The sequence below is a fragment of the Streptomyces sp. NPDC050211 genome (assembly GCF_040656035.1).
Taxonomy (GTDB): Bacteria; Actinomycetota; Actinomycetes; order Streptomycetales; family Streptomycetaceae; genus Streptomyces.
The window spans coordinates 1-13,347 of record NZ_JBFALC010000009.1; the positions used below are offsets into that span (position 1 = coordinate 1).

14 protein-coding genes are annotated in these 13,347 nt (G+C 70.5%); 5 read left to right on the plus strand and 9 right to left on the minus strand.

Annotated features, from left to right (window positions below; all coding sequences use genetic code 11):
* Positions 1 to 84 precede the first annotated feature (84 nt).
* Both AB0I98_RS11695 and AB0I98_RS11700 read right to left on the minus strand, forming a co-directional pair.
* Positions 85 to 909 (minus strand): purine-nucleoside phosphorylase, encoded by an 825-nt coding sequence (locus AB0I98_RS11695; protein ID WP_362938911.1) that lies wholly within the window; start codon positions 907 to 909, stop codon positions 85 to 87.
* Positions 910 to 1,025: 116 nt separating this feature from the next.
* Positions 1,026 to 1,463 (minus strand): gamma-glutamylcyclotransferase, encoded by a 438-nt coding sequence (locus tag AB0I98_RS11700; protein ID WP_362938914.1) that lies wholly within the window; start codon positions 1,461 to 1,463, stop codon positions 1,026 to 1,028.
* A 97-nt stretch (positions 1,464 to 1,560) separates the two neighbouring features.
* On the opposite strand from AB0I98_RS11700, the gene AB0I98_RS11705 reads away from it, so the two are divergent.
* Together AB0I98_RS11705 and AB0I98_RS11710 are read left to right on the plus strand one after the other, a co-directional pair.
* Complete coding sequence (locus AB0I98_RS11705) at positions 1,561 to 3,009, plus strand: NAD(P)H-quinone dehydrogenase (RefSeq protein ID WP_328501823.1); 1,449 nt, start codon at positions 1,561 to 1,563, stop codon at positions 3,007 to 3,009.
* A gap of 166 nt (positions 3,010 to 3,175) precedes the next feature.
* Positions 3,176 to 4,129 (plus strand): DeoR/GlpR family DNA-binding transcription regulator, encoded by a 954-nt coding sequence (locus AB0I98_RS11710; RefSeq protein WP_362938917.1) that lies wholly within the window; start codon positions 3,176 to 3,178, stop codon positions 4,127 to 4,129.
* A gap of 81 nt (positions 4,130 to 4,210) precedes the next feature.
* On the opposite strand, the gene AB0I98_RS11715 is transcribed toward AB0I98_RS11710, so the two are convergent.
* Positions 4,211 to 4,795, minus strand: a complete 585-nt coding sequence (locus AB0I98_RS11715) for a TetR/AcrR family transcriptional regulator (RefSeq protein ID WP_362938920.1) — start codon at positions 4,793 to 4,795, stop codon at positions 4,211 to 4,213.
* Positions 4,796 to 4,917: 122 nt separating this feature from the next.
* Entirely contained in the window at positions 4,918 to 6,690 is a 1,773-nt protein-coding gene (locus AB0I98_RS11720; protein WP_362938923.1) for an acetyl/propionyl/methylcrotonyl-CoA carboxylase subunit alpha, read from the minus strand.
* 364 nt (positions 6,691 to 7,054) lie between these two features.
* Between AB0I98_RS11720 and AB0I98_RS11725 the strand changes: the two genes are divergently transcribed.
* Positions 7,055 to 7,534, plus strand: a complete 480-nt coding sequence (locus tag AB0I98_RS11725) for a hypothetical protein (protein WP_362938926.1) — start codon at positions 7,055 to 7,057, stop codon at positions 7,532 to 7,534.
* Here the strand turns inward: AB0I98_RS11725 and AB0I98_RS11730 are convergent.
* The 4 genes from AB0I98_RS11730 to AB0I98_RS11745 all read right to left on the minus strand — a co-directional run bounded on the left by AB0I98_RS11730 (position 7,503) and on the right by AB0I98_RS11745 (position 10,226).
* Complete coding sequence (locus tag AB0I98_RS11730) at positions 7,503 to 8,123, minus strand: nucleoside triphosphate pyrophosphatase (protein WP_362938929.1); 621 nt, start codon at positions 8,121 to 8,123, stop codon at positions 7,503 to 7,505. The genes AB0I98_RS11725 and AB0I98_RS11730 overlap by 32 nt on opposite strands.
* Before the next feature lie 31 nt (positions 8,124 to 8,154).
* Positions 8,155 to 8,283: a hypothetical protein gene (locus AB0I98_RS11735; protein ID WP_362938932.1), complete on the minus strand. Its 129-nt coding sequence runs from the start codon at positions 8,281 to 8,283 to the stop codon at positions 8,155 to 8,157.
* A gap of 105 nt (positions 8,284 to 8,388) precedes the next feature.
* Positions 8,389 to 8,598, minus strand: a complete 210-nt coding sequence (locus AB0I98_RS11740) for an acyl-CoA carboxylase epsilon subunit (RefSeq protein WP_362938935.1) — start codon at positions 8,596 to 8,598, stop codon at positions 8,389 to 8,391.
* Between the two features lie 8 nt (positions 8,599 to 8,606).
* Complete coding sequence (locus AB0I98_RS11745) at positions 8,607 to 10,226, minus strand: acyl-CoA carboxylase subunit beta (RefSeq protein ID WP_362938938.1); 1,620 nt, start codon at positions 10,224 to 10,226, stop codon at positions 8,607 to 8,609.
* Positions 10,227 to 10,336: 110 nt separating this feature from the next.
* Here AB0I98_RS11745 and AB0I98_RS11750 point away from each other — a divergent pair, with 110 nt between their 5' ends.
* Together AB0I98_RS11750 and AB0I98_RS11755 are read left to right on the plus strand one after the other, a co-directional pair.
* Positions 10,337 to 11,206, plus strand: a complete 870-nt coding sequence (locus AB0I98_RS11750; protein WP_362938941.1) for a biotin--[acetyl-CoA-carboxylase] ligase — start codon at positions 10,337 to 10,339, stop codon at positions 11,204 to 11,206.
* A gap of 361 nt (positions 11,207 to 11,567) precedes the next feature.
* The gene (locus AB0I98_RS11755) at positions 11,568 to 12,740 is read left to right on the plus strand and encodes an adenylate/guanylate cyclase domain-containing protein (protein ID WP_210582815.1); all 1,173 of its coding nucleotides are present in this window, start codon (positions 11,568 to 11,570) and stop codon (positions 12,738 to 12,740) included.
* 76 nt (positions 12,741 to 12,816) lie between these two features.
* On the opposite strand, the gene AB0I98_RS11760 is transcribed toward AB0I98_RS11755, so the two are convergent.
* Positions 12,817 to 13,329: a hypothetical protein gene (locus AB0I98_RS11760; protein ID WP_362938944.1), complete on the minus strand. Its 513-nt coding sequence runs from the start codon at positions 13,327 to 13,329 to the stop codon at positions 12,817 to 12,819.
* Positions 13,330 to 13,347: the final 18 nt, after the last annotated feature.

Genomic DNA, 13,347 nt, shown 5'->3' on the forward strand with positions numbered 1-13,347 from the left:
CAGGGGGCAGAGCCCCCTGGCGGGGTCGAAGGGGCGGAGCCCCTTCAGGATGGGACGGGTAGGGGCGGCGGGGGCGAGAAACGCTTACAGCCGGCCCAGCACCTGGGCCAGCAGTGACCCCATCTGCGTCGCCGAGTCCCGCCCGGCCTGCAGAACCTCCTCGTGGTTCAGCGGCTCTCCCGTCATACCCGCCGCGAGGTTCGTCACCAGCGAGATGCCCAGGACCTCGGCGCCCGCCTCACGCGCCGCGATGGCTTCCAGCACGGTGGACATACCGACCAGGTCCGCGCCGATGACGCGGGCCATGCGGATCTCCGCCGGGGTCTCGTAGTGCGGGCCGGGGAACTGGGCGTAGACGCCCTCTTCCAGCGTGGGGTCGATCTCCTTGCACAGGGCGCGCAGGCGCGGCGAGTACAGATCGGTGAGGTCGACGAAGTTGGCGCCGATGATCGGGGAGGCCGCGGTGAGGTTGATGTGGTCGCTGATGAGGACCGGCTGCCCGGGGCGCATGCCCTCGCGCAGACCACCGCAGCCGTTGGTGAGGACGACCGTCTTGCTGCCGGCCGCCACCGCCGTACGGACGCCGTGCGCGACGGCGGCCACCCCGCGGCCCTCGTAGAAGTGCGTACGCCCAAGGAAGACCAGCGTCCGCTTGTGCCCGATCTTGTACGAGCGGACCGTGCCGCCGTGGCCCTCCACCGCCGGCGGCGGGAAACCGGGCAGCTCGGTGACCGGGAACTCGGCGTCGGGTACGCCGAGGGCATCCACGGCCGGTGCCCAGCCGGAGCCCATCACAAGGGCGACGTCGTGGGTCTCGGCGCCGGTGAGTTCGCGCAGGCGCGCGGCGGCGGCGTCGGCGGCGGCGTGGGGGTCGCGCTGGATGTCGTCCGGAAGAAGAGATGCGTTCACGCGCATGAGGGTAGCCGGTCCGGGCCTACGCGCGTAGATGACGGAGCTCACGAGATGGCGATCGTTGTCTTGTTGTTTCCGACGAAGCCGGTCGGCGGAGTCGGCCGGCGGAGCGCTCAGCAGGGCCGCTTGCGCAGCTCCATCACGTAGTCGTGCGGCGCCCCGGCCGACTCGGCGGCGTCGGCGATCTCACCCAGGTAGCGGGCCGACGGCAGGCCGCCCTCGTAACCGTTCAGGACGTACACCCAGGCCGGCTCCTCGCCGTCCAGCGTGACCACGCGCACGCGGGCCCGGCGGTAGATGCCGAGGCCGACGCCCACCCAGCGGTCCAGGGACTCCTCGTCCATCGGCGCGATCTCGTACAGCGCCACGAAGACCTGCTCCATCGGGTCCTCGACGATCGTCGCGAGCGCGCCCTCCCAGCCCAGCTGCTCGCCGCCGAAGGTCAGCCGCCACCCGTTCAGCCAGCCGGTGGCGCGCATCGGCGAGTACGGTGCGCGGCGGGTCATCAACCGCGCGTCGAGATTGCCGGCGTAGGCGGCGTAGAGCGACATGGGTCGAGCGTACGGCAGCCGCATCGGCCGCCTCTCCCGTAACAGTGGTATCTCGGGCGGGCCCCCAGGGCAGGACCACCCGCAAGCGTGCGGGACAATGGAGTACGTGACTCGGATCGTGATCATCGGTGGCGGACCCGGCGGATATGAAGCGGCGCTGGTGGCCGCGCAGCTCGGCGCGGAGGTGACCGTCGTCGACTGCGACGGTCTGGGCGGCGCGTCGGTGCTCACCGACTGCGTGCCGTCGAAGACCCTGATCGCCACGGCCGAGGTGATGACCACCTTCGACTCCTCGTACGAAGAGCTGGGCATCATCGTCGCCGACGACACCCCGCACATCGACACGCCCGCCCAGGTCGTCGGTGTCGACCTCGGCAAGGTCAACCGGCGTGTCAAGCGCCTCGCACTCGCCCAGTCGCACGACATCACCGCCTCCGTGACCCGGGCCGGCGCGCGCGTCCTGCGCGGGCGCGGACGGCTGGAGGGCATGCAGGCCCTCGACGGTTCGCGGAAGGTCGTCGTACGGGCCGCCGACGGGACCGAGGAGACGCTCACCGCCGACGCCGTCCTCATCGCCACCGGCGGTCACCCGCGCGAGCTGCCCGACGCCCAGCCCGACGGCGAGCGCATCCTCAACTGGACCCAGGTCTACGACCTCGACGAGCTGCCCGAGGAGCTCATCGTGGTCGGTTCCGGTGTCACCGGCGCCGAGTTCGCCGGCGCCTACCAGGCCCTCGGCTCCAAGGTCACCCTCGTCTCCTCCCGCGACCGCGTGCTGCCGGGTGAGGACCCGGACGCCGCCGTCGTCCTCGAGGACGTCTTCCGCCGCCGCGGCATGAACGTCATGGCCCGCTCCCGCGCCGCCTCCGCCAAGCGCGTCGGGGACCGGGTGGAGGTGACGCTCTCCGACGGCCGGGTGATCACCGGATCGCACTGCCTGATGGCCGTCGGCGCCATCCCCAACAGCGCGGGCATGGGCCTGGAGGAGGCGGGCGTGAGGGTGAAGGAGTCCGGTCACATCTGGACCGACAGGGTCTCCCGTACGACCGCCCCGGGCGTGTACGCCGCCGGTGACGTGACCGGCGTCTTCGCCCTCGCCTCCGTCGCCGCCATGCAGGGCCGCATCGCCATGTACCACTTCCTCGGCGACGCGGTGGCCCCGCTGAACCTGAAGACCGTCTCGTCGAACGTCTTCACCGACCCCGAGATCGCCACCGTCGGCTACTCCCAGTCCGACGTCGACGGCGGCAAGATCGACGCCGTCTCCGTCAAGCTGCCGCTGCTGCGCAACCCGCGCGCCAAGATGCAGGGCATCCGCGACGGCTTCGTCAAGCTCTTCTGCCGCCCGGGCACCGGCATCGTGGTGGGCGGTGTGGTCGTCGCGCCGCGCGCCTCGGAACTGATCCACCCCATCTCGATCGCCGTCGACAACAATCTGACGGTCGAACAGATCGCGAACGCGTTCACCGTGTACCCCTCCCTTTCGGGGTCGATCGCCGAGGTGGCCCGCCAGCTCCACACCCGCAAGACGAACGGCGACGCCTGACGGCTTGAACCGACTCCCCGCTGGTCACGGGGAGTTGTCGAGCATTCGTACGGCATAGTCGGGGGGACTAGGCCCTATACCACTTCCCGCCTTCCTGTGCGAACAACTTCTGTTATTCGGCGCAAACTGCTGAAAGCAGACGGTCGTTGGGGTTACTGTCAGTTTCGTGTTCGCTGCAGAACGTCGCCAATTGATCCTCGAAATGGTGCGAGCGAACGGGGCCGTGTCGCTCCGTGAGCTCGCCCGCGTCGTCCAGACCTCCGAAGTGACCGTACGGCGGGACGTGCGCGCACTGGAGGCAGAAGGACTCCTCGACCGCCGGCATGGCGGTGCGGTATTGCCGGGCGGGTTCACGCGAGAGTCCGGCTTTCCGCAGAAATCACATCTCGCGACCGCCGAGAAGACGGCCATCGCCGATCTCGCCGCGAACCTCGTCGAAGAAGGCGAGGCCATCGTGGTCGGGGCGGGTACCACCACACAGGAGCTGGCCCGCCGGCTCGCCCGGGTCCCCGGACTCACCGTCGTCACCAACTCCCTCCTGGTCGCCCAGGCGTTGGCCCATGCCAACCGGGTGGAGGTCGTGATGACCGGTGGGACCCTGCGCGGCTCCAACTACGCGTTGGTGGGCAGCGGCGCCGAGCAGTCCTTGCAGGGGCTGCGGGTGTCGCGGGCGTTCCTCTCCGGGAGCGGGCTCACCGCGGAGCGCGGGCTGTCCACGTCCAACATGCTGTCGGCGTCCGTGGACCGGGCGCTGGTGCAGGCGGCGGCGGAGGTCGTCGTCCTCGCCGATCACACGAAGCTCGGTACGGACACGATGTTCCAGACCGTGCCGACGGATGTGATCACCCGGCTGGTGACGGATGAGCCGCCCGCGCATGACGACCGTGCGGCCACGGAGTTGCAGGCGCTTGCCGACCAGGGTGTGCAGATCGCTGTCGCGGGGGCGTCGGGAAACGCGGGGGGCGGTGAGCCGGCGCCGCCGCGTCAGCAGCGTCGGGATGTGCCGCTCCCTGGGCCGCGCCGCGGCGTCCCTGCGGGGCAGGGGTTGCGTACGGCCACGGTGTTGGGTGAAGCGGGGGCCGAGCAGCGGGCGCGGGTTGCGGATATGCGGCGGCGTTAGGGGCGCCTGGTCGCCGTAGTGCTTGCGGTTGTTTCGCGGCTGCGGGTGTGTGGGGGTTGTTCGCGCAGTTCCCCGCGCCCCTTAGGTCAGTCCTCGCAACGTCAGTTTCAGCAATCGGTCGGCCAAGTCCGGGTCCGTCGGTGTCTCTTCCGCTGCCAGTGCGATCGCGTGGGTCAGTTGGAGTAGGTCGTCGATCGCTACGTCGTCGCGGACCGTGCCCGCCTGCTGGGCGCGGGTCAGCAAGGCCTGGCCTGCCTTTCGCATCGGGTCGCTGCACCGGGCCAGGGCCGAGGTGTGGTCGTGGGAGACGGACATCAGCGCCTTGGCCAGGCCGCGGTACTCGCCGGCGTGGGTGACGATCTCGCGTAGCCAGGTGACCAGGGCCGTACAGGGATCCGGGGCGCCCAGCAACTCGCGGGCCCGCGCCAGCAGATCGCTCACGCCGTCCTCGAAGACCGCGCTCAGCAGGGCGTGGCGGTTGGGGAAGTGGCGGTAGAGGGTGCCGATGCCGACGCCGGCGCGGCGGGCGACGTCTTCCAGGGAGGCGTCGGTGCCGTGGGCGGCGAAGGCGGAGCGGGCCTCGGTGAGCAGGCGGTCGTAGTTGCGGCGGGCGTCGGCGCGCATGGGGCGCTGCGGGGTCGTCTCCTGCGAGGTCGCGGCCGCCATGGCTTCCACCTGTCCTCTCGTCCGCCCGCCCGGGTGTCTCTCCAGAATGCCATCGGGACATGAGTGCGCCCGGCGGGGTGACCGCTGTGGTCCCCGCCGGGCGCTTCAGGATGTCGTACGACTCAGTCCTTGATCTCGCAGATCACGGCGCCCGAGGTGATGGAGGCGCCGACCTCGGCGGACAGGCCCTTGATGGTGCCGGCCCTGTGGGCGTTGAGGGGCTGTTCCATCTTCATGGCCTCCAGGACGACGACCAGGTCGCCCTCCTTGACCTCCTGGCCCTCCTCGACGGCGATCTTGACGATGGTGCCCTGCATCGGGGAGGCGAGGGTGTCGCCGGAGGCGGCTGGGCCGGACTTCTTGGCCGCCCGGCGCTTGGGCTTGGCGCCCGCGGCGAGACCGGTGCGGGCCAGCGACATGCCGAGCGAGACCGGGAGGGAGACCTCCAGGCGCTTGCCGCCGACCTCGACGACGACCGTCTCGCGGCCCGGCTCCTCGTCCGTGTCCGCGTCGGCGGGCGCGGCGAAGGGCTTGATCTCGTTGACGAACTCGGTCTCGATCCAGCGGGTGTGGACCGTGAAGGGGTCCTGGCTGCCGGTGAGTTCGGGGGCGAACGCCGGGTCTTGCACCACCGCGCGGTGGAACGGGATGGCGGTCGCCATGCCCTCGACCTGGAACTCCTCCAGCGCACGGGAGGCCCGCTGGAGGGCCTGCTGACGGGTGGCGCCGGTGACGATCAGCTTGGCGAGCAGCGAGTCCCAGGCCGGGCCGATGACCGAACCGGACTCGACGCCCGCGTCCAGGCGGACGCCCGGACCGGCCGGCGGGTCGAACCTGGTGACCGTGCCCGGCGCCGGGAGGAAGTTGCGGCCCGGGTCCTCGCCGTTGATGCGGAACTCGAAGGAGTGGCCGCGCAGCTGCGGGTCGTCGTAACCGAGGGCCTCGCCGTCGGCGATGCGGAACATCTCGCGCACCAGGTCGATGCCCGTGACCTCCTCGGTGACCGGGTGCTCGACCTGGAGCCGGGTGTTGACCTCCAGGAAGGAGATCGTGCCGTCCATGCCGACGAGGAACTCCACGGTGCCCGCGCCGACGTACCCGGCCTCCTTCAGGATGGCCTTGGAGGCGCGGTACAGCTCGGCGTTCTGCGCCTCGGAGAGGAACGGCGCCGGGGCCTCCTCGACGAGCTTCTGGTGCCGGCGCTGCAGCGAGCAGTCACGGGTCGATACGACGACCACGTTGCCGTGGGTGTCGGCGAGGCACTGTGTCTCCACGTGCCGCGGCTTGTCCAGGTACCGCTCGACGAAGCACTCGCCGCGCCCGAACGCGGCGACGGCCTCACGGACCGCCGAGTCGTACAGCTCGGGCACCTCTTCGAGCGTCCGCGCGACCTTCAGACCGCGGCCGCCGCCACCGAAGGCGGCCTTGATCGCGATGGGCAGGCCGTGCTCCCGGGCGAAGGCGACGACCTCGTCGGCGCCGGAGACCGGGTCGGACGTACCGGCGACCAGCGGGGCGCCGGCGCGCTGGGCGATGTGCCGGGCGGCGACCTTGTCGCCGAGGTCCCGGATGGCCTGCGGCGGCGGGCCGATCCAGATGAGGTCCGCGTCCAGGACCGCCTGAGCGAACTCGGCGTTCTCGGAAAGGAAGCCGTATCCGGGGTGGATCGCGTCCGCGCCGGACTCCCGGGCGGCGTTCAGGACCTTCTCGATGTCCAGGTAGCTGGTCGCCGGGGTGTCACCGCCCAGGGCGAACGCCTCATCCGCGGTGCGGACATGCAGAGCGTCCCGGTCCGGGTCGGCGTATACGGCCACGCTCGCGATACCGGCATCCCGGCAGGCCCGGGCCACGCGGACAGCGATTTCGCCACGGTTGGCGATGAGCACCTTGCGCACGATTGAGGCTCCCTCCTTGAAACAAGCCGAGTTTAGGGACTGCCGACACGGCACTTCGACCCGTCCCCAATGGTGAGCTTGCCCACACGGAGCGTGATTCGAGGCTCGCTCGACCTGCGAAATCCCTTGTCGCACCTCGGTACGCAGGACTCCTCCGGGAAACCCTAGCCCCCCGATGTGGTCAAGGTCTCTGTGAGAGCGTGCTGCGCCCCACTCTGTTTCTTTGTGGAGTCCCTACGAATGGCCCAATGATTCTTTGCCCTCCGTCGAACCCTTGTCCCGGGGTTTACCCGTTAGTAGCGTTCACCGTGTATCGAACGTACTTGGGGTAACCAGGGCTCGGCTTGAGAGTGGGTGGGGACCGGTGGTGCGCAGACCGGTGGCATGGGTCGTGGCGGTCGTGCTGTTCGTGGAGGCGCTGTTCATCGCCGGCCTGAACTGGTTCCTGGGGGTGGTCGTCGACCGCCAGGACATGTCGCTTGCGGGCCTCGACCCGGACATGATGTCGGTGTCCTCGAAGGCCGGCGGCGTGGTCTTCGGCCTCTACTTCGCGTTCTGCGGACTGGTCGCCCTGCTCGTGGCCCTGCGCGACCGCCGCCCCGCCGGCTTCGGCCGCGTCCTGCTCATCAGCGGCGCCGTGGTGCACGGCCTGCTGGGCGCCTTCGCCTGGGGCCTGGTGGGCTGGCCGGCGTTCCTGTTCATGGTCCTGGTGCTCGGCCTCATCGTGCTGCTGCTGATGACGTACGACGCGGAGGAGCGGCCCGCCGCCCAGGAACCCGAGGACAGCAGGCCCGGCAACGGCGGCGCCCCGGTCAGTCCTCCGCCGACGCCCACAACTCCGTGATCTGCACGCCGAGTTCGGCCAGCAGGCGGCGTACGAGGGGCAGGCTGATGCCGATCACATTGCCGTGGTCGCCGTCGATGCCGTCGATGAACGGCGCCGAGCGGCCGTCGAGCGTGAACGCCCCGGCGACATAGAGGGGTTCGCCGGAGGCGACGTATGCGGCGATCTCCTGGTCGGTCGGCTCGCCGAAGCGGACGACGGTGGAGGCGACGCCGGAGACGTACCGGCCGGTGGCCGTGTCGTAGATGCAGTGCCCGGTCTGCAGCGTGCCCGCACGGCCGCGCATCGACTTCCAGCGGGCGGTGGCCTCCTCCGCGTCCGCGGGCTTGCCGAGGGCCTGTCCGTCCAGCTCGAGCACCGAGTCGCAGCCGATCACCAGCGCGCCTTTGACCTCCGGTTTCGCGGCGACGACGGAGGCCTTGGCCTCGGCGAGGGCGAGGGCCAGCTCGGCGGGGGTGGGGGCGGTGACGGCGTCCTCGTCCACGCCGCTCACGATCACTTCGGGGTCCAGGCCTGCCTGCCGGAGGAGGTTCAGGCGGGCGGGGGACTGGGAGGCGAGGACGAGGTGGCGGCGGCGCTGATCGGTCATGCGGTCAGGGTATCGACGGCGGTTCGCTCCGCTAGGGCAGGCCGATCACGAGCATGGCCAGGAGCATGGCCAGGGCCATGAGAAAGCCGAGCCGCCGGAGCATTCGCTGCGTTTCGCGCAGTTCTTTGGGCGGCTCGTTCTCGGGGTCGGACCAGAGCATGCCACTAGCGTGGGGCTGGGCGGTGGAGGGGCGCCTGAGTACGGGTACTCAAGTTGTGCCCCGGGTTCCGGTACTGTGCGCGGTTCCCCGCGCCCCTGAAGACCTTCAGCTGGGCCAATACGTACGTGCCCAAGTTGTCGGCCCGGGCTGGGGCACGCGGCGAGCCGCGAGCCTTGCCGGGTCCGACCAGGAGTCTCTGTCTTTCGTCGCGCCGGGCGGCTCTGTGGTTGCTGCCGCGGCGCGGGCTCGGACTACCGCCAGGGCGGCGGCGAGTTCCTCCGGGGTGGGGTTGCCCCGTACGACCTTGATCGTCATGACGGCTCCTAGAGGGGGATGTTGCCGTGCTTCTTCGGGGGCAGGGATTCCCGCTTGGTGCGCAGCTGACGCAGGCCGCGTACGACGTGGCGACGGGTCTCGGACGGCATGATCACGGCGTCGACGTAGCCGCGCTCGGCCGCGATGTAGGGGTTGAGGAGGGCGTCCTCGTACTCCTGGATCACGCGGGCCCGGGTCGCCTCCGCGTCTCCGGTGGCCTCCGCCTCGGCGATCGTGCGGCGGTGCAGGATGTTGACGGCGCCCTGGGCGCCCATGACGGCGATCTGGGCGGTCGGCCAGGCGAGGTTGAGGTCGGCACCCAGGTGCTTGGAGCCCATGACGTCGTAGGCGCCGCCGAAGGCCTTGCGGGTGATGACCGTGATCAGGGGGACGGTGGCCTCGGCGTAGGCGTAGATCAGCTTGGCGCCGCGGCGGATGATGCCGTCGTGCTCCTGGTCGACGCCCGGGAGGAAGCCGGGGACGTCGACGAAGGTGATGACCGGGACGTTGAAGGCGTCGCAGGTGCGGACGAAGCGGGCGGCCTTTTCGGATGCCTTGATGTCCAGGCAGCCCGCGAACTGCATCGGCTGGTTGGCGACGATGCCGACGGGGCGGCCCTCGACGCGGCCGTATCCGGTGAGGATGTTGGGGGCGTAGAGGGGCTGGGTCTCGAAGAACTCGGCGTCGTCCAGGATGTGCTCGATCACCGTGTGCATGTCGTACGGCTGGTTCGCGCTGTCGGGGACGAGCGTGTCCAGCTCGCGGTCCTCGTCGGTGAGGACGAGGTCCGCCTCCTCCGGGAAGGCCGGGGGTTCGCTGAGGTTGTTGGACGGCAGGTACGACAGCAGCTGCTTGATGTACTCGATCGCGTCCTTCTCGTCCCCGGCCATGTGGTGGGCCACGCCCGAGGTCGAGTTGTGGGTGCGGGCGCCGCCCAGCTCCTCGAAGCCGACGTCCTCGCCGGTGACCGTCTTGATGACGTCCGGGCCGGTGATGAACATGTGCGAGGTCTGGTCGACCATGATCGTGAAGTCGGTGATCGCGGGGGAGTAGACCGCGCCGCCCGCGCAGGGCCCCACGACCAGGCTGATCTGCGGGATCACACCGGAGGCGTGCGTGTTCCGGCGGAAGATCTCGCCGTACGCGCCCAGCGAGGCCACGCCCTCCTGGATGCGGGCGCCGCCGGAGTCGTTGATGCCGATGACCGGGCAGCCGGTCTTCAGCGCGAAGTCCATGACCTTGACGATCTTCTGACCGTAGACCTCGCCGAGGGCGCCGCCGAAGACGGTGAAGTCCTGCGAGAAGACGGCGACCGGGCGGCCGTCGACGGTGCCGTATCCGGTGACGACACCGTCGCCGTACGGCCGGTTCTTGTCGAGGCCGAAGTTGGTGGAGCGGTGCCGGGCGAACTCGTCGAGTTCGACGAAGGACCCCTCGTCGAGCAGCAGCTCGATCCGCTCACGGGCCGTCAACTTGCCCTTGGCGTGCTGCTTTTCGACGGCGCGTGCGGAGCCGGCGTGCGTCGCTTCCTCGATACGGCGCTGGAGATCCGCGAGCTTGCCCGCGGTGGTGTGGATGTCGATCCCTGAGGACTCTTGGATCTCGTGACGCTCTTCCGGCTCGGACATCGGGATGTGGCTCCCTGCCTGCTCAAAAGGGGGGACGGTTACTCATCCGTAGAGTAGTGGGGTGCCTACCAATCGGCAGTGCGGCGTTTACCACACCTAGGGTGGGTTGCATGACGCCGCGAGATGCAGCAGAGCCGAACGACAGCAGCAGGTGGTCCGACCTGGAGCGGCCGCCCCTCAACGCCACCGCCCTGCGCAAGGGGCTCGTGCGGGAGGGCGGGCTGTGGTCGGAAGTGACCGTCGTGCCGAGCACCGGCTCCACCAACTCCGACCTTGTGGCCCTGGCGAATGCGGGCAAGGCGGCCGAGGGCGCGGTCCTCGTCGCCGAGGAGCAGACGTCCGGGCGCGGCCGCCTCGACCGCCAGTGGACCGCTCCGGCCCGCTCCGGACTCTTCTTCTCCGTGCTGCTCACGCCCACGGAGGTGCCCGTGGAGCGGTGGGGGTGGGTGCCGCTGCTCACCGGTGTCGCGGTGGCGGCCGGGCTGTCGCGGGCCGCGGGCGTCGATACGGCACTCAAGTGGCCCAATGACCTGCTGCTGAATGTCGGCGGCGAGGAACGCAAGTCCGGCGGAATCCTGGCGGAGCGTGCGGGCGGCGACGGCGTGGTGGTCGGCGTCGGCATCAACGTCACCCTGCGCGAGGACGAGCTTCCCGTACCCGGTGCGGGGTCGCTGGCGCTGGCGGGGGCCGTGACGACGGACCGGGACCCCTTGCTGCGGGCCGTGCTGCGGTCGCTGGAGGAGTGGTACAGGCGGTGGCGCGCGGCCGAGGGCGATCCGGGCGCGAGTGGCCTGCAGGAGACGTACGCGGCGGGCTGCGCGACCTTGGGGAGGAGGGTGCGGGCCGAGCTGCCGGGCGATCGGTCGATCATCGGAGAGGCGGTGGCGATCGACGGGGACGGGCGGCTGGTGCTGGCGACCGGGGAGGGTGTGCAGGAGCCGGTGGGGGCGGGGGACATCGTTCACTTGCGAACGGCGTAAACGCTTCGGTGTGTGCGGTGCGTGGTGCGTGTTGGTGCGCGGTGTTTCTCGATGCCGGTCTGGGCATTTCAGCCCGTCGGGCGGTCGAGGGCGAGCCGTCCCGAGCCCCCACCCACCCGCTGAGGGCTCCCTCTCCGACGCCGGTCTGCACAATCCAGCCCGTCCGGCGTTTGAGGACGAGGCCGAAGGCCGAAAGCGGGGGTCTGGGGGCGGCAGCCCCCAGCAGGGCGGCACCAACGCCAGTGCCATCCCGGCCGCCGGTCACGACCGCATCCGGCGCCACGGAGTGACCTGCCGCACATCTGCCGTAAAGTTGACCGCGGTCGATACCTGACCGCGGCAGATCGGAAGGGCAGCAGGCGTGACCGTCGACGACACGGGCTCCGGCAGGGACCCGGACGGCCGGGTGGATGCTCTCTCGGCTTCGATCGAGCGGGGCGACCCCGACGACCGCCGGGACCCAGACGCCACCGACCCCGGCGAGGACCCCCTCGCCCTCCGCCTCGAACAGCTCATCCTCGGCGCGGAACGGCGTTACACCCCCTTCCAGGCGGCCCGTAGCGCGGGTGTCTCCATGGAGCTGGCCTCCCGTTTCTGGCGGGCGATGGGTTTCGCCGACATCGGCCAGGCCAGGGCGCTCACGGAGGCGGACGTACTGGCGCTGCGGCGGCTCGCCGGTCTCGTGGAGGCGGGGCTGCTGAGCGAGGCGATGGCCGTGCAGGTGGCGCGTTCCACCGGGCAGACCACCGCCCGGCTGGCCGAGTGGCAGATCGACTCGTTCCTGGAGGGCCTGACCGAGCCGCCCGAGCCCGGCATGACGCGCACCGAGGTGACGTACCCGATCATCGAGCTGCTCCTGCCGGAACTGGAGGAGTTCCTCGTCTACGTCTGGCGGCGCCAGCTCGCCGCATCGGCCGGCCGGGTCGTCCAGGCCGCCGACGACGAGGAGATGGTCGACCGGCGCCTTGCTGTGGGCTTCGCGGACCTCGTCGGGTTCACGCGGCTGACCCGTCGTATGGAGGAAGAGGAACTCGGCGAACTGGTCGAGGCCTTCGAGACCACCGCCGCCGACCTGGTGGCCGCGCACGGGGGTCGGCTCGTCAAGACGCTCGGGGACGAGGTGCTGTACAGCGCCGACGATGCGGGTGTCGCCGCCGAGATCGCGCTGCGTCTGATCGAGACGATGGCGAACGACGAGACGATGCCGGAGCTGCGCGTGGGCATCGCGTTCGGCACGGTGACCACTCGTATGGGCGATGTCTTCGGTACGACCGTGAATCTGGCGTCCCGGCTGACGTCGATAGCTCCGCGTGATGCCGTGCTCGTCGACAGTGCCTTCGCGGAGGACCTGATCCGGACCGGGGACGCGCCCGCGTCCGAGGCGGAGGCTGCCGAGGCGGCTGCCGCTGCGGAGAAGGAGGGGGAGGAGCCGCCGACGTATCGCTTCGCGCTTCAGCCGATGTGGCAGCGGCCGGTGCGGGGGCTGGGTGTGGTGGAGCCGTGGTTGCTTACTCGGCGGGCGCCGTCGGGGTGACGGTTGTGGGTCGGCTGCGGGGTCGTTGTGGCTGGTCGCGCAGTTCCCCGCGCCCCCTTTCGGCGCTGTAGTTCTGTCAGTCGTTGGTGGCGAGTGGGTCCACGCAGAGGCCGATGACCGGGACGCAGATGCCGGGCTGACTCGGTGTGGGGGCCGGGGAATTGCTGGGCTGGGCGGGCGTCGGCTGCGGGGCTGTGCTTGTCGTCGGGGGCGGGTCGGGCGTCTCGGGGACGGTGGTGGGCGCTCCCGCGGGGGCCGGGGTTGTCGTCTTGGTCGGCGTGTGCACGTATGGCGTCTTCGTGGGGCCGGGCGGCGTGGTGGGTGCGCCCATCGCTGAAGCCGCTGTCGGGATCGCGGTGGGGGTGGCCGCCGTGGTTGCTGCTGTATTCGTCTTGCGAGCCTCGCCCGGATCCGGACGAGGCTCGGTCTCCGCGGTTTCGAGATGGCTGACGTCCGAGTCGGGGGTCAGGCGTACGAGGCTCAGTACGCCGGCGGCGACGGCGAGGCCTCCGGCGGCGAGGAGCAGCTTGCGGGGGCGGGGTTTGCGGTGGCGGCCTCGTTGACGTGCTGGTGTGTTCTGGTCCGTCACCGCGATCCTCCCCGTTGC

What these genes read in the sequence shown, in the direction of transcription:
- AB0I98_RS11740 (WP_362938935.1), bottom strand. Translation starts at nt 8,598, where the DNA reads ATGACGATCAAGGTCGTACGGGGCAACCCCACCCCGGAGGAACTCGCC.
- AB0I98_RS11730 (WP_362938929.1), bottom strand. Translation starts at nt 8,123, where the DNA reads ATGACCGATCAGCGCCGCCGCCACCTCGTCCTCGCCTCCCAGTCCCCC.
- AB0I98_RS11735 (WP_362938932.1), bottom strand. Translation starts at nt 8,283, where the DNA reads ATGCTCTGGTCCGACCCCGAGAACGAGCCGCCCAAAGAACTGCGCGAA.
- AB0I98_RS11700 (WP_362938914.1), bottom strand. Translation starts at nt 1,463, where the DNA reads ATGTCGCTCTACGCCGCCTACGCCGGCAATCTCGACGCGCGGTTGATG.
- AB0I98_RS11750 (WP_362938941.1), top strand. Translation starts at nt 10,337, where the DNA reads ATGACGCCGCGAGATGCAGCAGAGCCGAACGACAGCAGCAGGTGGTCC.
- AB0I98_RS11745 (WP_362938938.1), bottom strand. Translation starts at nt 10,226, where the DNA reads ATGTCCGAGCCGGAAGAGCGTCACGAGATCCAAGAGTCCTCAGGGATC.
- AB0I98_RS11705 (WP_328501823.1), top strand. Translation starts at nt 1,561, where the DNA reads ATGGAGTACGTGACTCGGATCGTGATCATCGGTGGCGGACCCGGCGGA.
- AB0I98_RS11715 (WP_362938920.1), bottom strand. Translation starts at nt 4,795, where the DNA reads ATGGCGGCCGCGACCTCGCAGGAGACGACCCCGCAGCGCCCCATGCGC.